This is a genomic window from Streptomyces sp. NPDC052012 (genome assembly GCF_040689265.1).
Taxonomy (GTDB): domain Bacteria; phylum Actinomycetota; class Actinomycetes; order Streptomycetales; family Streptomycetaceae; genus Streptomyces.
In genome coordinates this window covers 105235-124044 of the sequence record NZ_JBFAXA010000015.1, presented here as the reverse complement: position 1 = coordinate 124044, position 18810 = coordinate 105235, and the positions used below count along the sequence as shown (strand labels likewise).

At 69.6% G+C, this 18810-nt stretch carries 19 protein-coding genes; 4 read left to right on the top strand and 15 right to left on the bottom strand.

Features of this window, described 5'->3' with window-relative positions:
- Positions 1 to 115 precede the first annotated feature (115 nt).
- Positions 116 to 1066 (bottom strand): LysR substrate-binding domain-containing protein, encoded by a 951-nt coding sequence (locus AB0412_RS23310; RefSeq protein WP_366404494.1) that lies wholly within the window; start codon positions 1064 to 1066, stop codon positions 116 to 118.
- Between the two features lie 133 nt (positions 1067 to 1199).
- On the opposite strand from AB0412_RS23310, the gene AB0412_RS23305 reads away from it, so the two are divergent.
- Together AB0412_RS23305 and AB0412_RS23300 are read left to right on the top strand one after the other, a co-directional pair.
- Positions 1200 to 1754 (top strand): peroxiredoxin, encoded by a 555-nt coding sequence (locus AB0412_RS23305; protein WP_366404493.1) that lies wholly within the window; start codon positions 1200 to 1202, stop codon positions 1752 to 1754.
- Between the two features lie 3 nt (positions 1755 to 1757).
- On the top strand, positions 1758 to 2291 hold the full coding sequence (locus AB0412_RS23300; protein ID WP_366404492.1) for an alkyl hydroperoxide reductase: 534 nt from the start codon (positions 1758 to 1760) through the stop codon (positions 2289 to 2291).
- A gap of 75 nt (positions 2292 to 2366) precedes the next feature.
- Here AB0412_RS23300 and AB0412_RS23295 read toward each other — a convergent pair whose 3' ends face one another.
- The 5 genes from AB0412_RS23295 to AB0412_RS23275 all read right to left on the bottom strand — a co-directional run bounded on the left by AB0412_RS23295 (position 2367) and on the right by AB0412_RS23275 (position 8282).
- On the bottom strand, positions 2367 to 3734 hold the full coding sequence (locus tag AB0412_RS23295) for an AI-2E family transporter (protein WP_366404491.1): 1368 nt from the start codon (positions 3732 to 3734) through the stop codon (positions 2367 to 2369).
- A 144-nt stretch (positions 3735 to 3878) separates the two neighbouring features.
- Positions 3879 to 4571, bottom strand: a complete 693-nt coding sequence (locus AB0412_RS23290; RefSeq protein WP_366404490.1) for a transglycosylase SLT domain-containing protein — start codon at positions 4569 to 4571, stop codon at positions 3879 to 3881.
- A gap of 429 nt (positions 4572 to 5000) precedes the next feature.
- Positions 5001 to 6326: a PhoH family protein gene (locus tag AB0412_RS23285; RefSeq protein ID WP_366404489.1), complete on the bottom strand. Its 1326-nt coding sequence runs from the start codon at positions 6324 to 6326 to the stop codon at positions 5001 to 5003.
- Positions 6327 to 6691: 365 nt separating this feature from the next.
- Positions 6692 to 7465, bottom strand: coding sequence for an isoprenyl transferase (locus tag AB0412_RS23280; RefSeq protein ID WP_366404488.1), 774 nt, complete (start codon positions 7463 to 7465; stop codon positions 6692 to 6694).
- A gap of 190 nt (positions 7466 to 7655) precedes the next feature.
- Positions 7656 to 8282 (bottom strand): hypothetical protein, encoded by a 627-nt coding sequence (locus AB0412_RS23275; RefSeq protein WP_366404487.1) that lies wholly within the window; start codon positions 8280 to 8282, stop codon positions 7656 to 7658.
- Between the two features lie 601 nt (positions 8283 to 8883).
- On the opposite strand from AB0412_RS23275, the gene AB0412_RS23270 reads away from it, so the two are divergent.
- Positions 8884 to 10050 (top strand): winged helix DNA-binding domain-containing protein, encoded by a 1167-nt coding sequence (locus AB0412_RS23270; RefSeq protein ID WP_366404486.1) that lies wholly within the window; start codon positions 8884 to 8886, stop codon positions 10048 to 10050.
- Between the two features lie 46 nt (positions 10051 to 10096).
- On the opposite strand, the gene AB0412_RS23265 is transcribed toward AB0412_RS23270, so the two are convergent.
- The 7 genes from AB0412_RS23265 to AB0412_RS23235 form a co-directional block, all read right to left on the bottom strand.
- Positions 10097 to 10897, bottom strand: coding sequence for a class I SAM-dependent methyltransferase (locus AB0412_RS23265; protein WP_366404485.1), 801 nt, complete (start codon positions 10895 to 10897; stop codon positions 10097 to 10099).
- A 65-nt stretch (positions 10898 to 10962) separates the two neighbouring features.
- The gene (locus AB0412_RS23260) at positions 10963 to 11940 is read right to left on the bottom strand and encodes an LLM class flavin-dependent oxidoreductase (protein ID WP_366404484.1); all 978 of its coding nucleotides are present in this window, start codon (positions 11938 to 11940) and stop codon (positions 10963 to 10965) included.
- A 44-nt stretch (positions 11941 to 11984) separates the two neighbouring features.
- Positions 11985 to 12677, bottom strand: coding sequence for a hypothetical protein (locus AB0412_RS23255; RefSeq protein ID WP_366404483.1), 693 nt, complete (start codon positions 12675 to 12677; stop codon positions 11985 to 11987).
- Positions 12678 to 13411: 734 nt separating this feature from the next.
- Positions 13412 to 14722 (bottom strand): hypothetical protein, encoded by a 1311-nt coding sequence (locus tag AB0412_RS23250; RefSeq protein ID WP_366404482.1) that lies wholly within the window; start codon positions 14720 to 14722, stop codon positions 13412 to 13414.
- Positions 14719 to 15021: a hypothetical protein gene (locus AB0412_RS23245; protein ID WP_366404481.1), complete on the bottom strand. Its 303-nt coding sequence runs from the start codon at positions 15019 to 15021 to the stop codon at positions 14719 to 14721. Before AB0412_RS23245 ends, AB0412_RS23250 begins: the two co-directional genes overlap by 4 nt.
- A gap of 105 nt (positions 15022 to 15126) precedes the next feature.
- Entirely contained in the window at positions 15127 to 16095 is a 969-nt protein-coding gene (locus AB0412_RS23240) for a hypothetical protein (RefSeq protein WP_366404480.1), read from the bottom strand.
- A 47-nt stretch (positions 16096 to 16142) separates the two neighbouring features.
- A complete protein-coding gene (locus tag AB0412_RS23235) occupies positions 16143 to 16802 on the bottom strand; it encodes a hypothetical protein (protein WP_366404479.1) in 660 nt (219 codons plus the stop codon).
- Positions 16803 to 17012: 210 nt separating this feature from the next.
- Between AB0412_RS23235 and AB0412_RS23230 the strand changes: the two genes are divergently transcribed.
- Entirely contained in the window at positions 17013 to 17372 is a 360-nt protein-coding gene (locus AB0412_RS23230) for a DUF192 domain-containing protein (protein ID WP_366404478.1), read from the top strand.
- A gap of 102 nt (positions 17373 to 17474) precedes the next feature.
- Here AB0412_RS23230 and AB0412_RS23225 read toward each other — a convergent pair whose 3' ends face one another.
- Together AB0412_RS23225 and AB0412_RS23220 are read right to left on the bottom strand one after the other, a co-directional pair.
- Positions 17475 to 18014, bottom strand: coding sequence for a hypothetical protein (locus AB0412_RS23225; protein WP_366404477.1), 540 nt, complete (start codon positions 18012 to 18014; stop codon positions 17475 to 17477).
- Positions 18011 to 18736: a hypothetical protein gene (locus AB0412_RS23220; RefSeq protein WP_366404476.1), complete on the bottom strand. Its 726-nt coding sequence runs from the start codon at positions 18734 to 18736 to the stop codon at positions 18011 to 18013. The genes AB0412_RS23225 and AB0412_RS23220 overlap by 4 nt, the downstream gene beginning before the upstream one ends.
- Positions 18737 to 18810 lie beyond the last annotated feature (74 nt).

The following is an 18810-nucleotide window of genomic DNA, read 5'->3' as shown; positions in this document are numbered from 1 at the left end:
CCGCCCGCACTCAGCCCGTCCGGCGTTTGAGGACGAGGCCCGTTCAGGGCCGAAGCGGGGGGTCTGGGGGCGCAGCCCCCAGGGGACGGGAATGGGTAGGGCGGCGGGGGCGGAATCAGCTCACGATCCGCACCGGGAGCTCGCGCATCGCATCCCGCAGCGCCGCCGCCAGCTCCTCGTACTCCGCCGCACGCGCCGCCCCCGCCCGCATCGCGAGGGCGATCCGACGGGTCGGGGCCGGCTCGGCGAAGTACCCGGTGAGGAGCTGACTGGAGCGGGTCGTCTCGACCTTGACGGCGGTCCGGGGCAGCAGCGTCACCCCGAGCCCACCCGCGACCAGCTGCACCAGCGTGGACAACCCGGCCGCCGTCGTGGTGGCCGGAACGTCCGCACGCCCCGCCTCCCGGCAGATGTCCAGCGCCTGGTCCCGCAGACAGTGCCCCTCGTCCAGCAGCAGCAGATTCAGCTCGCGCAGCGCCTCGCGCGGAATGCCCTCCCGCCCGCCGAGCCAGTGGTCCAGCGGCGTGACGAGCACGAAGTCCTCGTCGAACAGCGGCAGTTCACTCACACCCGGCACCCCGAGCGGCACCGCGAGCAGCAGCAGGTCGAGCCGGCCGCTGGTCAGCCCGTCGAGCAGGCTCGCGGTCTGCTCCTCGTGCACCTGGAGGTCGAGGTGCGGATAGCGCTCGTGGACCAGCCGCAGCACGGTCGGCAGCAGATACGGGGCGACCGTCGGGATCACCCCGAGCCGCAGCACCCCGGTGAACGGCGCCCGCACCGCCTCGGCCTCCTCCATGAGCGCCCCGACCTCCTCCAGCACCGCCTTGGTCCGCACGGCCAGCCGCTCACCGGCGGGCGAGAGCAGCACCTTGCGCGTCGTACGCTCGAGGAGGGTGACACCGAGTGTCTCCTCCAGTGCGGAGACGGCCCCCGACAGCGCGGGCTGGCTCATCCCGATCGCCGCGGCGGCGTCCCGGAAGTGCAGATGCTCCGCCACCGCCGCGAACGCCCTCAGCTGCGCAAGGCTCGGCTGCCTGCGCCTGTGACCCGCGTTACCGACTGTCACTGATAGCCACCTCCGATCAACTCGACCGAGTGTAGCTATTTCATTAATCAATGCACCCTGTGCCAGCATCGGCACAGTCCAACCCATGGGAAACACCCGCGACCCGGGTGTTTCTTCGCTGCAAGGAGAGCGTGTGCTCACTGTCGGTGACAAGTTCCCCGAGTTCGAACTGACCGCCTGCGTCTCGCTGGAGAAGGGCAAGGAGTTCGAGACGATCAACCACAAGACCTACGAGGGCAAGTGGAAGATCGTGTTCGCCTGGCCCAAGGACTTCACCTTCGTGTGCCCGACCGAGATCGCGGCCTTCGGCAAGCTGAACGACGAGTTCGCCGACCGCGACGCCCAGATCCTCGGCTTCTCCGGTGACTCCGAGTTCGTCCACCACGCCTGGCGCAAGGACCACGACGACCTGCGTGACCTGCCCTTCCCGATGATGGCCGACTCCAAGCACGAGCTGATGCGCGACCTCGGCATCGAGGGCGAGGACGGTTTCGCCAAGCGCGCCGTCTTCATCGTCGACCAGAACAACGAGATCCAGTTCTCGATGGTGACCGCGGGCTCCGTCGGCCGGAACCCGAAGGAGGTCCTGCGGGTCCTGGACGCCCTGCAGACCGACGAGCTGTGCCCGTGCAACTGGACCAAGGGCGACGAGACCCTGGACCCGGTCAAGCTGCTGGCTGGTGAGTGAGGCATGTCCCTCGACTCGCTGAAGTCCCGCATACCGGACTACGCCAAGGACCTGAAGCTCAACCTGGGCTCGGTCATCGGCAACTCCGACCTGCCGGCCCAGCAGCTGTGGGGCACGGTGCTGTCGACGGCGATCGCCTCGCGCTCGGCCGTCGTGCTGCGCGAGCTGGAGCCGGAGGCGAAGGCGAACCTGTCGCCGGAGGCGTACCAGGCCGCCAAGGCCGCCGCCGCGGTGATGGCGATGAACAACGTCTTCTACCGCACCCGTCACCTGCTGTCGGACCACGAGTACGGCAACCTGCGCGCCGGTCTGCGGATGAACGTCATCGGCAACCCGGGCGTCGACAAGGTCGACTTCGAGTTCTGGTCCTTCGCGGTCTCCGCGATCAACGGCTGCGGCATGTGCCTCGACTCGCACGAGCAGGTGCTGCGCAAGGCCGGCCTGGAGCGTGAGGTCATCCAGGAGGCGTTCAAGATCGCCGCGGTGATCCAGGCGGTCGCCGCGACCCTGGACGCCGAGGCGGCCCTCGCGGAGTAACCCCGTACGCCCCGCATCGACGACGGGCCCGTCCACCACAGCCGGTGGACGGGCCCGTCGCTTGTCGCTGCGGCTCTACGGCTCCTTCGGCTGCTCGGGCGGCGGCTGCGCCGCCGGGGGCGCGGGCGCCGGCGCCGCCGACATCGCCGTCGCGCCGTGCGGCTTCGGGGAGTGGCGTACGGCCGCCTCCTGCGAGTAGGCGCGCAGATAGCCGGCGACGGTGTTGGTGACCGCCACCAGAGGTACGGCGACGACCGCGCCGCCGATGCCGGCCACCATGCCGCCCGTGGCCACGGCCAGCACCACGGCCAGCGGATGCACCCGCACCGCGCGGCCCAGGATGAACGGCTGCAGGACGTGGCCCTCGATCTGCTGCACCGCCAGCACCACGGCGAGCGTCATCACACCGGTGAACACGCCCTGCGTGACGAGCGCGACGACCACGGCCAGCGCGCCCGAGACCACCGCACCGACCAGCGGGATGAAGGAGAACAGGAAGATGAAGACGGCGAGCGGCACCGCCATCGGCACATCGAGGAAGTAGATGCCGATGCCGATGAAGATCGCGTCGATCAGCGCCACGATCACCGTGCCGCGCACGTACGCGGTCAGCGTGCGCCACGCGGCCGGACCGGCACCGGCGACGCCCGGACGGGCCGCGGCGGGGACGAGCTTGAGCGTCCACTGCCAGATCCGCTTGCCGTCGTAGAGCAGGAACAGGGTGGAGAACACCGCCAGCAGGATGCCGGTGAGCGCCTCCACGACGACCGTGACGCCCTCCAGGCCGGCCGAGGTGATCTGCTCGGTGTTGGCGCCGACCGCCTCGCGCAGGTTCCTGGCGATCTCGTTGATCTGTTTGTCGGTGACGTGGAACGGGCTGTTGAGCAGCCAGTTGCGCAGCTCGTCGATGCCGTCCTGGATCTGGTCGGAGAGGTTGTCGATGTTCTCCATGACCTGCCAGGTCACGAACCAGCCGATCAGGCCCATGACGACGAAGCCGAACAGCGCCGTCAGCGCCGTCGCCGGACCGCGCGGCACCCCTATGCGCCGCAGCCGCGTCACCGTCGGCTGGAGCAGCGCCGTCATCAGCAGCGCGGCGACGAAGGCCAGCACCACCAGCTGGACGGCGCTGATGACCCGCATCAGCACCCAGAGCGTGCCGGCCAGCACCAGCAGCCGCCAGCCGGCCTCGGCCGCGACCCGCACCCCCCAGGGCACGGCCTGCGCGGGATCCGGCCGGGGCCTGACGGCGGGGGCGTAGTCGGGGGGCGGGGGCACCTGGTCCGTGGCCGGAACGCTCCGCGGCGCCGGCTCCTGGCCCGACCCGGCGTCCCGGTCGTCCCGGTCCTCCCGCTCCACTTCGGCGCGGCGCTGCTCCAACCGCTTGCCGACCTCGGTCAGTCGGGCTCCGACCCGGCCCAGCCACCCTGGCACTCGCGACATGATCCGTCCCTTTCCCCCGTTTCTCCCCACCACTCCCCCTGGAGTCGTCGGTCAGACCGTACATGGTGAAAGCCCCGCACCGTGGAACGGTGTGGGGCTGTGCCGGGGTGGAGCGGCGGGCCGGGCCGCGGCGCTCCTAAGGCTCTAGTACCAGCGGTTGGCCTGCCAGAACGACCACGCCTCGCAGGGGCTGCCGTAGCGCTCGTTCATGTAGTTCAGGCCCCACTTGATCTGGGTGGCCGGGTTGGTCTGCCAGTCGGAGCCGACCGACGACATCTTGGAGCCCGGCAGGGCCTGGAAGAGACCGTAGGCGCCCGAGGAGGGGTTGACGGCCTTGTAGTTCCAGCTGGACTCGTGGTCCACGATGTTGCTGAAGCACTGCCACTGTCCGGCCGGCACCATCTGGCGTGCCATGGCCTGGATCTGGGAGATGGAGTAGGAGCTCTGGACCGCGAAGTCGGACGCGTCCTTGGAGCGGCTCGCGGCGGCCTGCGCCTCTTCGCGCTCCTTGGCCGCCTTGGCTGCCTTCTCGGCGGCCTCCTTCTTGGCGACCGCGGTCTCGGCGGCTGCCTTGCGGGCGGCCTCCTCGGCTTCCTTCTTCGCGCTCGTGTCCGCGGCGATGGCCATGGTTTCGGCCTGCTGCGTCAGGGACGCGGTCTGCACCTGGGCCTGCTGGCCCGCGGGGATGTCCGCGAGCAGCGTGGTGGCGCCTGTTGCCGTCGCTTCGGCGTCGTTGTTCTGCGCGGTGCTGCCCGAGGCAACGCCGACAACGCTTCCGACAGCGGTGACCGCCGTGGCCGAGGCCACTGCGAATCCCCGGACCGAGATCCGGCTCACACGGTTTCCTTCCAGCATCGCCCGCTTCGGTGACCCTCGCGGACGCAATCGTGCCCCTGGCACTGGCCTCCCCAACTGCGGGTCACGGGAGGCACGGGCCCGGTGGGCAACTCCCGCGAGGGGAGTGCCGCGTGGTGCTCGGGCGGCATACGACGACGCTATGGAGTTGAAGCTGTGTGTTCTGTGGCGCTGTACCGCTGGGGGTACAGCTGTGTCGTATGCGGGGCCTGACAGGAGTGAGACTCTGCCGTAACCGGACGGGGCAAGGCAATTCTGCGTTGCGTGTGAAAGCTCACATGCCGTTTGGTCCAGGGGATTGTCGGAAAGCCGCACACGCGCCGACGCCGCCCGGCTAGGCTCTACGTCTTTCCCGGACGGCGCCAACTACTGCGTAACCAGCCCTTGTTGGTGTGTGTCAGGAGGTGCGGGTCAGACCTGCCCGTCCTCGAGCATTTCGGTCACAAGGGCCGCGATCTGGGACCTCTCGGAGCGAGTCAGGGTCACATGGGCGAAAAGCGGATGTCCCTTCAGCTTCTCGACGACCGCGACGACACCGTCATAGCGACCGACCCTGAGATTGTCCCGCTGCGCGACGTCATGGGTCAGAACGACCCGTGAATTGGCGCCGATCCGGGACAGAACGGTCAGCAGAACGTTCCGCTCCAGCGACTGGGCCTCGTCCACGATGACGAACGCGTCGTGCAGCGAACGGCCCCGGATGTGCGTCAGCGGCAGCACCTCCAGCATGCCGCGGGCGGTGACCTCCTCGATGACCTCACGGCTGGTGACCGCCGACAGGGTGTCGAAGACGGCCTGCGCCCAGGGGCTCATCTTCTCGGCCTCGCTGCCGGGCAGATAGCCGAGCTCCTGCCCGCCGACCGCGTACAGCGGCCGGAAGACCATCACCTTCTGGTGCTGACGCCGCTCCAGCACCGCCTCCAGGCCCGCGCACAGCGCCAGCGCCGACTTGCCGGTGCCGGCCCGGCCGCCCATCGACACGATGCCGACGTCCGGGTCGAGCAGCAGGTCCAGCGCGATCCGCTGCTCGGCGCTGCGGCCCTTGATGCCGAACGCGTCCCGGTCGCCGCGCACCAGGCGCACGTTGCCCTCGGCGGTGACCCGGCCGAGCGCCTTGCCGCGCTCCGACTGGATGGTCAGACCGGTGTGCACGGGAAGGTGCGCGGCCTCGGGGACGTAGACGTGCCCCTCCTCGAAGAGGATGTCCACCTGCTCGCCGGGCAGGGTCACTTCGGACATTCCGGTCCAGCCGGAGGCGTCCGTGATGGCGAGCTCCGCGCGGTACTCCTCGGCGAGCAGGCCGACGGAGGACGCCTTGATCCGCAGCGGGAGGTCCTTCGACACGACGGTGACGTCGAACCCCTCGGCCTGCAGATTGCGGGCGACCGCGAGGATGCGGGAGTCGTTGTCCCCCAGGCGGTAGCCACTGGGCAGCACGCTGGGGTCCGAGTGGTTGAGCTCGACACGCACGGTGCCGCCGAGGTCCCCGATGGGGATGGGGGCGTCAAGACGGCCGTGCCGCACCCGGTAGTCGTCGAGCAGGCGCAGGGCCTGACGGGCGAAGTAGCCGAGTTCGGGATGGTGCCGCTTGGCCTCCAGTTCCGTCACCACGACGATGGGGAGCACGACCTCGTGCTCGTCGAAGCGGCTCAGGGCGTTCGGGTCGGCCAGCAGGACGCTGGTGTCGAGGACATAGGTGCGCCGGTCTGGCTTGTGGCGCTTTGTGCTGGTCACCACGGAAGGACGTACCCCCTCGGATGAGGTCGGGGAGCGACGGAGCGGAGGCTGGGCCGGGAGAGTGAGACAAACCAGGCCGGTCGTCGGCCGCCCTGCGCACGCAGGGGCCGAGAACCGGCCCTCCGCTGCTTCTTCCGTGCCGTGACCGCACGGTCGGGCTGGTGCAAAAGGGCCTCCCGGGCGGACGGCACCCGCGCCGCCCGCTGAGATCCGACACCCGTGGTTCGGGTGTCGACCTGTCTGGCTTATGCCCTCGAACAAGCGCTGCCATGCCACGGCATATGACGGCGCGCCGGTGAACTCCGTGTGACGTGCGAGGTCTGCGCAGAACGTGAAGGGCCGGGCCCTCGTCCCCGGGGGCCTCGTCAGCCGCCGTAACGGCGGTGGCGGGCCGCGTAGTCGCGCAGGGCGCGCAGGAAGTCGACCTTGCGGAAGGCCGGCCAGAAGACCTCGCAGAAGTAGTACTCCGAGTGCGCGGTCTGCCAGAGCATGAATCCGGACAGCCGCTGCTCGCCGCTGGTGCGGATCACCAGGTCCGGGTCGGGCTGGGCGCGGGTGTAGAGGTGACGCCCGATCATGTCGACGTCGACGGCCTCGGCGAGCGCCTCCATCGACGTGCCCTTCTCATGGGCGTCCAGCAGCATGGACCGCACGGCGTCGGCGATCTCCTGCCGCCCGCCGTACCCGATGGCCACGTTGACCGTTATCCCGGCGACGTGGGCGGTGGCCTCCTCGGCCTCCTTGAGGGTCCGCTGCATTCCGGCGGGCAGCAGGTCGAGCGTGCCGACGTGGTGCACCCGCCAGCGCCCGTCGGCGGCGAGGGTGCGCACGACGTCCTCGATGATCCCGAGGAGCGGGACCAGCTCCTCCTTGGGCCGGTCGAAGTTGTCCGTCGACAGCAGCCACAGGGTGACGACCTCGACGTCCGTCTCGCTGCACCAGCCGAGGAACTCCTCGATCTTGTCCGCCCCGGCCCGGTGCCCCTGGGCGGTGGTGGAACCGGCGGCCTTGGCCCAGCGACGGTTGCCGTCCATGATGACGCCGATGTGCTTGGGCACCTGAGCGTGGTCCAGGTGGCCTTCCACCCGGCGCGCGTACAGCCTGACCAGCAGGCCGCGCAGCTTGTCGCGCAGGTTCACGTGATCGTCAGCCCCTCCGTACGGATCGGACAGGCGTGGCCTCGGCCGCGGTTCGGCGGCCTGCGACCCGGTGCCGGGCGCCGGCGGACCCTGTCCGTATGGCGGTCCCCGGAGGCAGAGCCTACCCCCGCGGGGGCGGGGGTCCCCAACGTCCGGGGTGGGGGGCGTATGTCAGGAGTTGCGGCGGCTGTCAGGCGTAGTGCGGCGGTACGTCGTGTGCCCGGGGCCGCTTGAACCACGCGCCGGCCGAGCCCTGGCTGAGCAGGACGACGACGGCGATCGCGCTGCCGAGCGGCACGATCCCCAGCGGGACACCTCGCGCCGTCGCACTGAGCGCGAACAGGATCTGCACGGAGGCCAGCACGATCGACGCGACCCGGACGCCGTTGCCCGCCTTCGGATACCGGAACGCCAGGACGAACAGCACCAGCGTCATCAGATACGTACTGAAGAAGCGCCCCGACGCCTGGGCACCGGCGCCGACGGCGACCAGGACGGTGAGCAGCACCCCCAGCCCGAGCGTCGCGAAGATCACCACCTGGGCGGCGCGGACGGGGCCGGGCATGGTCAGGGGTGGGGCGGGGGTGTAGGGCGACGGGGCGCCGGGCCACGGGTGGGCGTGCGGGTGCGGGTGCCCGTGGAGCTGGGCGTGTGGGTGCGGGTGCGCCTGAGGGTAGGGGCCGGCGGCCGGGGGGCCGTAGGGGCCGGGCGGCTGACCGTACGCGGGCGGCTGACCGTACGCGGGCTGACCGTGGGGGACGGACGGGCCGTAGGGGCCGGAGTGGGGAGGGGGCGGTGTCGGATGCTCGTTCGACATGCCCCGGACTCTAGCCAGCGGGCGGAGCCCGAGGGCACAAAAAACGGGCCGGTCCGTGGGGGGGAGACGGACCGGCCCGAGGGGGGGTTTCCACCATAACCCTTCGTAAGGGATGCTGCGCGCATCGGCGTGCCACAACTACTCTCCGGAACCGATCCGCGACGCCGCGATGCCCCCGGAAGCCGTCGTTCAGGGCCCTCTCGTGACCGAAACCCGACGGAAATCCGCGAAAACTCGGGGGTTGAGGGAGCCGTGTGAAGAACGTGGCGGCGTGAGGCGCCCTCGCGACAACCCTTCTGGCCGTCCCTCCGACGGGTGACCGGGGCGTGGTGCGCGCGCTTGACCCGGCCGGGCACCGCGCAGCCCCCTCCACTGCGCGGTACCACCCTGCGCAGCTTTGCTGGCGCGAATTACCTTGGTCCGAACCTACGCGAACCCGGGCAGGAAAGGCGAGCCCAGAGCCATAACGATGCGGAAACTCTGGGGACGTTCGATGTAGATGGGACAGAAGGGATGAAGAGGACGGAGATGATGGAGCCCCGATGGGTCCGGATCGGATCTAGGACGGAAACTGTCCTCCATCTCTCCTACCGTCGAACCCATGACGACGATCCCGAAGATCGCATGGCCCGAGACGAGCGCACGGAGGATCGAACGGCAGTTCTTGGCCACCCCCGCGCCGGCGGACGTACCGCTCGCCGAGGTGGTCGCCACGATGCTCGGCGCCCACGCCCAGGTCCTGTCCGCGGCCGAGCTGTCGGTGGGGCTGCGGACGGCCGGGGCGACACGGGCCGACGTACGGGCCGCGCTGTGGGAGGACCGCTCCCTGGTGAAGACGTTCGGCCCGCGCGGGACCGTCCATCTCCTCCCGGCGCACGAACTGCCCCTGTGGTGTACGGCCCTGAGCGCGGTGCCGAGGGGCGCCGGCCCGTTCCCGCCCGATGTCCGGCTCACCGAGGAGCAGGAGGAGCAGGTCGTGGCCGCGATCGGCGAGGCGCTCACCGACGCGTGCCTGACGATCGACGAGCTCGGCGAGGAGGTTGTGGCCCGCACCGGCGTGTGGGCCGGTGACCTGGTGATGCCGGCGTTCCAGGACCTGTGGCCCCGCTGGCGTCAGGTGCTGCACCGGGCGGGCTGGGCCGGCGTGCTGTGCTTCGGCCCCGACCGCGGGCGGAAGGTGACGTACACCCGCGCACCGGCCGCCGCCGAGGGCGCGACGCGGACGGACGAGGCCCTGCCCGCCTTCGTACGCCGTTATCTGCGCGCCTACGGACCGGCGACACCGCAGCACTTCGCGAAGTGGCTGGCCGCGCCGACGGGATGGGCGTCGGAGGTCTTCCGGGAGTCGGCGGTGAGGGGTGGGATCGAGGAGGTCGAGTTCGAGGGCGCGCGGGGCTGGTGGGTGGCGTCGGGGGACACGGAGTTCCCGGCGGCCCCCGCCCGGGGCCTGCGCCTCCTGCCCTACTTCGACGCGTACGCCGTCGCGGCCCAGCCGCGCGAGCGCCTGTTCCCGGGGAAGGCGTACCAGCGCGCCCTGGCGGGCGGGCAGGCCGGGAACTTCCCGGTGCTGCTGGTGGACGGAGTGGTGGCGGGCGTATGGCACCAGAGGCGCAGCGGCCGTCGCACGACGGTTACGGTCGAGCCGCTGGGACGGCTGACGGCGCGGCAGGAACGGGAGCTGGGCGAGCAGGTGGAGCTGGTCGGGGCGGTGCTGGAGGCGAGGCCGGAGCTGGTGGTCGGCGAGGTGAGGACGGGACCGCACGCGTAGGGCTACGTCTACGTCTACGTCTACGTCTACGTCTACGCCTACGGCTCTAGGCGCTCTCGGGCTTGCGTACGTCGAAGAGATGCCGGCTGCTGTGCGCGACGAACGCCCCCTCGGACTGGATCCGTTCGTGCAGCTCGCGCAACTGCGGCCGGTACTTCTCCACGCTGAAGTCCGGCACCATCCAGATCACCTTGCGCAGGAAATGCACGACGGCGGCGATGTCGTAGAACTCCATCCGCAGCCGCTCGGCCCGCAGATCGACGACCTCAAGCCCCGCCGCCTCGGCCTCCCGCCGCTCGACATCCGGATGCCGCGCTCCGCGCACCTCCTCCGGCTGCGGCCCGAGGAAGTGCTCGACGAGCTCGAAGACGCTGGCGGGTCCGACGTGCTGGGCGAAGTACCGGCCACCGGGCTCGAGCACCCGCGCGATCTCCGACCAGTGCGCCTGGACGGGGTGCCGGCTGACGACGAGATCGAAGGCGCCGTCGGCGAAGGGCAGCGGTGCGTCCTCAGGGGACGCGACGACGGCCGCCCCGTACGGCCGGAGGAGGGCGGTGGCCTTGCCGGCGTTGGGCGGCCACCCCTCGGTGGCGACGACGAGGGTTGGCCGTTGCGGGGCGGCACGAGTGAGGGCGAACTGCAGCACCTCACCGCCGCCGGTCTGAACGTCGAGGGCGGCAGTGGCGTGCGCGAGCCGCTCAGCCATGGCGGTGGCGTACCCCCAAGAGGGCCGCGCCTCGGTGGCCCGCCCCTCGAACCAGGAGAAGTCCCACCCTTCGATGGGCACGGAGACGCCTTCGGCGAGGAGATCCTCGAAGGAGCGGTCGCTGTCGGCTCGGGTGATCATGCCTCCTTCATACCTGTTCGCGTCTGCGTGTCGCCTGTCATTAAGGGCGCGCATCCTTGTGCGCTTCACTGGCGTGCGTCACCTGTGCGCCTCGCCGGCGCGGGTCGTTTGTGCCCGTCCTCGGCGACATGCGGGACCACGTCCTCCGCGACATACGGGACCACGTCCTCCGTGACATACGGGACCACGTCCTCCGCGACGAACCGCACGAAGCCTTCGGGGTCCGGCTCGTCGCCCGTGGGCTGGAGGATCACGGAATCGGCCCCGGCGTCGGCCAGCCGCCGTACCGCCTCGGAGACGGCAGCCGCGTCCCCGGCGACGCCGAGCCCGGCCTCGGACCCGACACCTTCGTCCTCCAGCTCGGCCCGCAACCGTTCGGCGGCGCCCGGCCCGGTGGCGGCGAGCAGATAGACGACGACCTTGTGGCCGCCGGTGTCACGGCCCGCGGCACGCCGCCCTTCCTCGATGAGCCGCCGCGCACGTCGCACTCCGTCCGGTGAGGTGGAGGCGGTGAGGATGGTGCCGTCGGCGGCCTCGCCGCTGAGCCGCAGGGTCCGCGGCCCGGTGGCGCCGGCGAGCACCTCGACGCCGGTGCCGGGCGGCCAGTCGAGGGCGACGTCACGAAGCGTCACATACCGTCCCTCACTGCTGACCCGCTCGCCGCGCAGCAGCCGCCGCAGCGCGACGAGATGCTCCCGCAGGAGCGTCACCGGCGATTCGACCCGGGCGCCGACCTGTGCCATCCAGTCCTGCACACCGTGCCCGAGGCCGACGATCACGCGGCCGGGGAACATCCGGTGCAGGGTGGCGGCCTCCATGGCGGTGACAGCCACGTTCCGCAAGGGCACGGGCAGCAGTCCGACCCCGACCCGCACACGCTCGCTCCACGCCAGCGCGGCGGCGGCACCGGAGATCCCGCCCTCCCGAAAACAGTCCTCCCACAACCACACTTCCTCGAGCCCACCCCGATCGGCCACGTCAACAACGGAACGAATCCGCTCAGGAGCAAGCTGAGGACGCAGGACGACACCGAGTGTGGTCATGGAGGTGTCCCTACCCGAAGGACAGGGCCGGATACCCCCTACGGTTACGACCCACCGCTCGCGCTTTCCCCCAACGGGCTCTCAAAGCTGACGCTCTCCGCGATGAGCCGCAGAATCGCCCGGTACTCCGCTCGCCGGGCGGGCGCGGTGGTGGTCAGCGTGAGCACGGCGAGCCGCCTGCAGTCCGGGTGAGGCAGATATGCGTGCACCTGGAGCAGCCGCTGCTGGGGCAGCCCGCTGCCGGCGGCGGGCGTGGACGTGGTCTCACCGAACCCGGCGGGCCCAGCGGGCAGCTCCGCGAACTCGACCTGCTCGTGCCCGGCCCCTCCCGTCACAACACGCGCGGCGGTCACGCCCCTCGGAGCGACAGCGGTATCCCTCCAGGAGACCGTGAAGAGCGAGAAGAGCAGCACCTCATCCCCTCGCCCCGGGGACCCCTGCCCCAGGTCGTCCCGGTGCAGACCGATGGAACAGTGAACGGTTCCGGTTTCGCGGAGGGCGGCCAGGAGTTGTTGACCGGTGCAGAAGGCAGCCACGAATTGCCGACGGGCTGTGTCGTCGGGCGCAGCGTCGAGAAACGGTGCGGCTGCCTCTCTCAAACTGTCGCCGGACCCGGACCAGCCGTCGGGGAGCAACGTGTCCAAGGGGAGGGGGACGAAGCCGGGAGGCTCGACGAACCACAGCTCCGCGTGAGGATCCGCAGTCGAGGGATCGAGGAGGATCGTGGGGGTGTTCATGTTCATCCTCCCTCGCGACCACTGGTACGGGGGAGAGCTGACGGCGCGTCGTTGACATGGCGCGCACCCGCACGACGCGCTCGGTCGAGGTCAGCGGGGTCCGCGTCCTCCCAGTGTCTGCGCGCCGCACGCTCGTCGAAGGCAGACGGCCGATAGAGGAAGTGCAAACGCCTGGGGGTGCTCCCGTCCCCCGAGGGCACAGCCACGACACCGAGAAATCGGGGGTCCCCGGCGAACCACAGGCAATCGAGTTGCCGTTTCAACTCGTGCTTCGTCCGTGGTCCCCCAATGCGCCGCAACCACCAGTACGAGCGATGGTGCTTCACAAACGTCAGCGGAATACCCTTTGCGGAGCGCCCGGTCGGGTCCGGAAACTCAATCCAGATCCCACCGTCTTCCGCCTCCGGATGCTCATCGATACCCCGAGGTACGCCGGTTAGTACTTGCCATGGGTACTCACGAAGGACCTGGAACATCTTGAGGGCTGCCGGAAAATATCGCAGCTGGACCACCACTCGATACGGGCCATAGACGAAGTAGGGCATGAAGAGCCACACGACCCAGTCCGGAGTCTGAAGCGACACTCCTAGCAGGATCACCCAGCCTCCTGCCCAAGCGACCAACCCAATGACGTTCAAGATGACGTGCGTTGCCCATGCCCTGCGAGTGGGCGGATGTTCCCACGCGATGGAGTAGTCGACAGCGTTCACGGCCTTCCTTTCTTCCTGGATAGGTCAGAAGGCATGACGAGCGAGGTCGTAGATAGCACCGGAGTCAAGGATGAGACGTGTGCCGTCAATGCCAGCGACAGTTCCGTCCTTGACTCCGTCGTCATCTGCGTCCACCAACTTGTTGTGAAGGCCGAATCCCGCGGTGCCGACGCCGACCACTCCGGCTGACCCCTCCAGGACCTTGGCTGCCTTTTCCGGATTACTGCTGCTCCGTACCGCGCGGGCCACTAGAGAATTCCCAAGGTCAGCCACCGTCTTTGCCTCATCCATAGTTTTCGCCCCGACAAGAGCTGCTTTGTCTCCAAGGCGAACTGCTGTAGCACTGCTCAGGGCAGCACGGACTCCGGTGTATCCACCTTTGACGACTGCTCCGAGGCCTGGCATCGATCCCACAAAGTCGGCGCCTACTGAGACCGCGTTGCTCCAGAAATCGGCGTCCAGCTCACCGCTTCGGAGTCCATCCCACAAGGACGTCCGCACCTCAGGATCGGTCAGTCTGAGGCCGAAGGCCGTCAGGCTGATCGCTGAAGATGTGAGCATGAGCATCGCCACGGTCGCCAGGCTCCACCCCAGCGGGCCGGAGAGAAGCAGAGCTGTGACGGCGATCAGCCCAGCCGTGAAGCTGAGGATGTCCGGCAGGTTGTCGGTCAGCCAGGCGAGGGACTCGTCGAACCAGCCTGGTTCCTGCGGGGCCAGTTTCTTGGTGGCCTCGCGGATCTTCTTCGCACGATGCTGCGCCTGCCGCTCGTGCTCCTCCGCCAGCCGCCTCGCCCTGCCGATCACCTTCTCGAGCTCGGCCCGCGCCTCCTCGACGTCCGACTCGGCACGAGTCCGCTCCCCCTCCGTCTTCGCGGCCCGCCCCTTGGCCCGTTCGACCGCGGCCTTCGCCTCCTCGGCGTCCTTCTCCAACTTCTTGGCCCGCCGCTGAAGGTCCTCCAGCTCCCCTTCCCAACGGCTCAACTGCCGCCCGGCCTTGCGCAGCGAACGCGCCGCGTTCCTCAAGTTCAGCGGCAACGGCCCACCGTCCAGCTGCTCGCGGAACGCGACAGCCGCATCCCCCTTCCAGCAGCTGCCGTCCAGCAGCTTGGTCACCAGATCGTGCGCGTCCTCGAGCACCGTCGCGCAAGCACCCAGCTTCTTGTGCAGCCCGCGAACGGTCTCCGTATCCCCCGGCACAGGATTGAACCCGAGATGGGGATACGCGGGATTCGGGATCCGCGGCGCCGACTGCAAACCCTGCGGCTTGCCCAGATCCGCCCGCGAGCGCGGGTCGAGCGCGGCACCGGTCCGCTCGTCCCCCGGAGCGAGGGTCACTTCCCGCCCCCGGCCTGCCTCAGCGCCTCCTCCAGCGCCTTGTCGACCTCGAGGTAACTGTCCCTGCTCTTCCCGATGATCTCCGCAAGATCCTCGGTCTGCTTCCCGATCTCCTCGGCCCCGTACTTCCAGTCCTCCTGGAAGTCCTGGCAGGCGGAGTCGAGATCATCGGTACCGAGCCCGGTGACGGTCACGTCCGCGAGCGCCTTGCGGACGCCGTCCAGCGAACTGGACGACTTCCGCAAGGACTTCATGAACCGCCCGAGCTCGTCCCCGTCGACCGCCAACCGCTGCGCCATCCGCACACCCCTCCACCAGCAACCACAGCACCGATGGGTTGAACGACACGGCCGCTCATCCGTGACGCCCGACGCCGGCGCATTGCAAGCAGGAAGGGCGCGCGCTCAGCGGTTGATCGCCTGGATCTCCTGGACCACGACGTCCTGAGTGGCTCCGAACTCGCCGTCGGGGAGGTCTCCGCCCGCACCGCCGGTGCCGGTCCACGCGATCTTCCAGGTGACCGTGGCCTGGAGCGGGAAGGTGTCGTCGCCCGAGGAACGCAGGTACTTCACCCCGCACGGGGGCGTCTGGTCCGCCTTGCCCTTGGCGTAGGGCTCGCCGATGCGGCCGTCGTTGATCTCGCAGACACCCGAGGCCGGGTAGAGCTCGGCGTCTGCGGTTCCCGGCTCGATCTTCAGAGAGACCGGCTCCGCCGTCGCCGTGGCCTCGATACCGATCGCCGGTACGGATGCGGTGACGGAGACCGGCTTGAACTCGGCGCCGTCCAGCCATGCCCAGGTCGGGAGGTTGACCTTGGTCGCCTCCGCGGGGGCCAGGGTGACCTCGGTGCCGGGGACGCGGATCTCTGAGTAGGCGAGTTCGGCGAGGATCTCCGGGGTCACGGCGTTCTCGATGTCGGCGGGAGGGGCGTCGCCCTCGTCCACCCAGAAGGGGCCGTCGTCACAGGTGTCCCAACCCGGGGGGTAGCTCTCGTTGACATACGAGTCCCACCAGTAGCCCTCGCCGGACTTGTGCTTGTTGAACGCCTTCTTCTCGTCGTTCGCGTTGTACTTCTCCCGCTGCTCGGCGTCCCACTCGTATCCGGTCGAACCGGCTTCCCAGATGGGTTCCAGGTACTTCTGCAGCTGCTCGGGGGTGTACTTGGGGGCGTACCAGCAGGGCGGCGGCGCCCAGGAGGTGGTCGAGGTCAGCGCACCCGCGCCGTCGCCGCTGCCATTCTTCGAACGGTCGAATACCACACCACCGACGGTCACCGACAGATTCCCTTTGTCGTCGGCTTGGGCGCTCTGCTCCGTCCCGCTGCGAGTACCGCCCTCGCCACGCCCGCCGGCGTACGCGGGTGCTGCGAACACCGGAACACAGACAAGTGCGACGAGAGTCGCGCTCCTGACAGACTTTGCTACGGCTGACACGCCTTGCTCCCCCGGTTCGACGCGACGTCCGTCGTCTGCCAGACGCCGTCAGCGTTCTTCTTGAGCTTGGTGTTGTAGAGGACGTAGCTGTCCTTCGTGGTCGGCGTGTTCTTGACCTTCCCGGTCTTCTTCTCCTTGATGAAGGACTTGCTCTCGTCGGAGCAGTAGGTGACATACGCATCACTGTCTCCAGTGAGGTTCACCTTGTAGTCGAAGTACCGGGTCTCGCCCACCCATGTGTGATTCTTCTTGATGTACCCCAACACATATGTGATGGAGCCACTCAGGGCCTTCTCCGTGTTGTAGAAGCCCAGCGCCTTGGTGTCCGTCGTGCCCTTGAAGATCGCCTCGTCGACGGAGTTGACGCTCAGCGTGCTGTCGGCCAGCGCCGCGTCCTTCGCCGGGTCGCCGGTCTTCTCGTACTCGAAGACGTTCTTCGCGTCGGACGGGAACGTGATCTTCGGACGCCCGGTCGAGTCCGACGCGCTCGGGCTCGGCGAGGACGACTTCTCGCTGCCCGTGTCCGCGCCCGCGATCTTGTCGCTGTCCTTGGTGGAGCTGTCGTCGTCGCTTCCGCATGCGGACAGCGTCAGGGCCGCGGTGGCGGTCAGCGCGAGCGCTGCGAGCAAGGTGGGGCGGCGGTTCACGGTCGGCTCCCGGTGGGGCGAGGCTTCTCTTGAGCGAATCCAAGCTATCCAGCGTGGCGTACGGATACCAGCGTGAACGGTGTCACTCGCGGGGTGTATGGGGCTAAAACGGGCCCATCGAGCGGCAGTTGAGCAGTAACGGTTGCGTAACACGGTGGAGGCGGCAGGGTGGGCGTTGGTGTTCGAGGGTTTGCGGTGAAGGAGGGGGCTGTGGGGCGTTGGCGGGACGGGTCCGGGGTGTTGGTCGTCGGGTCGGAGGGCGGTGAGGTTCGGGTACCGCTCGAGATCGCTTCGTCCTATCGCGCCCGGACCAGAGGGCTGTTGGGGCGGGAGTCGGTCGAGGGGGCGTTGCTGCTCACCCCTGCCAACAGCGTGCACACCTTTCGGATGCGGATGCCGATCGATGTCGCCTATCTCGACCGGCGGCTTCGGGTGATCGCCGTGCGGACCATGCGGCCGGGGCGGCTGGGCCTGCCGAGGGTGCGGGCCCGGCACGTGGTGGAGGCCGAGGCCGGGGTGATGGAGGGGTGGGGGCTGAGGGTGGGGGCGCGGGTGGAGGCCGTCGTGTGAGTCGCGTTCCGGGCGCTCGGCGCGTTCAGCGCGTTCAGCGCGTTCAGCGCGTTCAGCGCGTTCAGCGCGTTCGGCGCGTTCGGCGCGTTCGGCGCGTTCGCCTTACTCCTCGTCGGGGAGTTCCTCGATCGGGTGAGTGGTGATCAATCCCGTCAGGGTCATGGGGGCGTCGCCGTCGGACTGGTTGAGGGAGAGGGACAGCCAGCGGTGGGGCGTGTCCGAGGGGCGGGGCGGGTGCACGGGGCCCCAGACTCTCAGGTCGCCGTAGCAGTCCATCGCGGCCAGGGTGCGGAACGGCTCGGGGAGAGGGGCGCCCGTGTGGTGACGGAAGAGGGGGACGCGCATGCTGACGGTGCGGTGGGGGCCCCAGCGCTGGTCGAGTTCCGTCGTCAGGGCGGTCAGGTGGGACTCCGCCTCCTCCTCCGCCGCGGTCCAGTCCTCGCCGTACACGCCCGTCAGCCATGCGCCTTCCCAGAGGGGCAGGAGCAGGAAGCCCTCGCCCCGGGTGCCGGCCCATTCGCCTGTCACCGGGTCGCCCTCCGACGTCGTCGGGCCCGAGGCGGGGACGGGGGCGCTCAGCGCCGTGTCCAGGGCCGACAGGGCCTTCGCCTTGTCGAAGGGCTCCCCGGCGAGGACGGTCACAGGGTGGGCCTGTTCATGGGCTGGGGCAAGGGGTCCAGGGCGCCGGACGCCTTCAGGGACACGTACGCGCCGACCACCGCGTCCGTGTCTCCCGGGTGTGTGACGGACAGAAGGGCGCCGAGAGGGCCGTCGGCTGCGGGGAGTTGGCGGACCGTGGGGGCCAGGGTCGCGGGGACGCGGCTCGCTCGTGTCGGGGACAGGTAACCCACCCAGCCGATCGACGGTGTGCCGATCTTGAAGCCCGCTTCCTTCTTCAGGGCCGCCGTCACGGCGCGGTCGCTGACGTCTCCGTAGTCCGGGTGCCAGGTCTCGGCCACGGCGGCGAGGAGGTCGGCGTCGGGGAGGCGGGCGTCGTCCGGGGCGACGATCGTGGCCACCAGGGACTGGAGCAGGTACTGCGGGGTGCCGCCGGCCAGGACGGCGATCTCCAGCTTCCAGCCGGGGGCCGGGTCGGCGGCGAGCAGCCGGAGCGAGGTGCCGTCGGCGGCCGACCAGTCGTCGGCCGACTGGGCTGCGCGCAGGGCGTCCAGGAGGGACTTCTCGTCGGGCTGGAGGGGCACGGACTCGGTGGTGCGCCAGGTCCATGCGCCGTCGTCCGCCTTCCTCCGCACGGCGGCCGGGAGCAGCTCGGCGAAGCGCGTCAACGTCGTGCTCCAGCGCGCGGCGAGCGCCTCCGTCGACTCCTGCCGGGGGCCCCAGAAGCCCCGCACCACTCGTCGCATGTCCGTTCTGCCTCTTCCGTCTCGTCGTAGGAGCTCTTACGTCACCTTAGGACGCCCGGGTCCGCAGGCCCCGC

Coding starts and splice junctions, on each gene's coding strand:
- AB0412_RS23300 (WP_366404492.1), top strand. CDS start 1,758: ATGTCCCTCGACTCGCTGAAGTCCCGCATACCGGACTACGCCAAGGAC.
- AB0412_RS23295 (WP_366404491.1), bottom strand. CDS start 3,734: ATGTCGCGAGTGCCAGGGTGGCTGGGCCGGGTCGGAGCCCGACTGACC.
- AB0412_RS23275 (WP_366404487.1), bottom strand. CDS start 8,282: ATGTCGAACGAGCATCCGACACCGCCCCCTCCCCACTCCGGCCCCTAC.
- AB0412_RS23270 (WP_366404486.1), top strand. CDS start 8,884: ATGACGACGATCCCGAAGATCGCATGGCCCGAGACGAGCGCACGGAGG.
- AB0412_RS23265 (WP_366404485.1), bottom strand. CDS start 10,897: ATGATCACCCGAGCCGACAGCGACCGCTCCTTCGAGGATCTCCTCGCC.
- AB0412_RS23260 (WP_366404484.1), bottom strand. CDS start 11,940: ATGACCACACTCGGTGTCGTCCTGCGTCCTCAGCTTGCTCCTGAGCGG.
- AB0412_RS23255 (WP_366404483.1), bottom strand. CDS start 12,677: ATGAACACCCCCACGATCCTCCTCGATCCCTCGACTGCGGATCCTCAC.
- AB0412_RS23245 (WP_366404481.1), bottom strand. CDS start 15,021: ATGGCGCAGCGGTTGGCGGTCGACGGGGACGAGCTCGGGCGGTTCATG.
- AB0412_RS23220 (WP_366404476.1), bottom strand. CDS start 18,736: ATGCGACGAGTGGTGCGGGGCTTCTGGGGCCCCCGGCAGGAGTCGACG.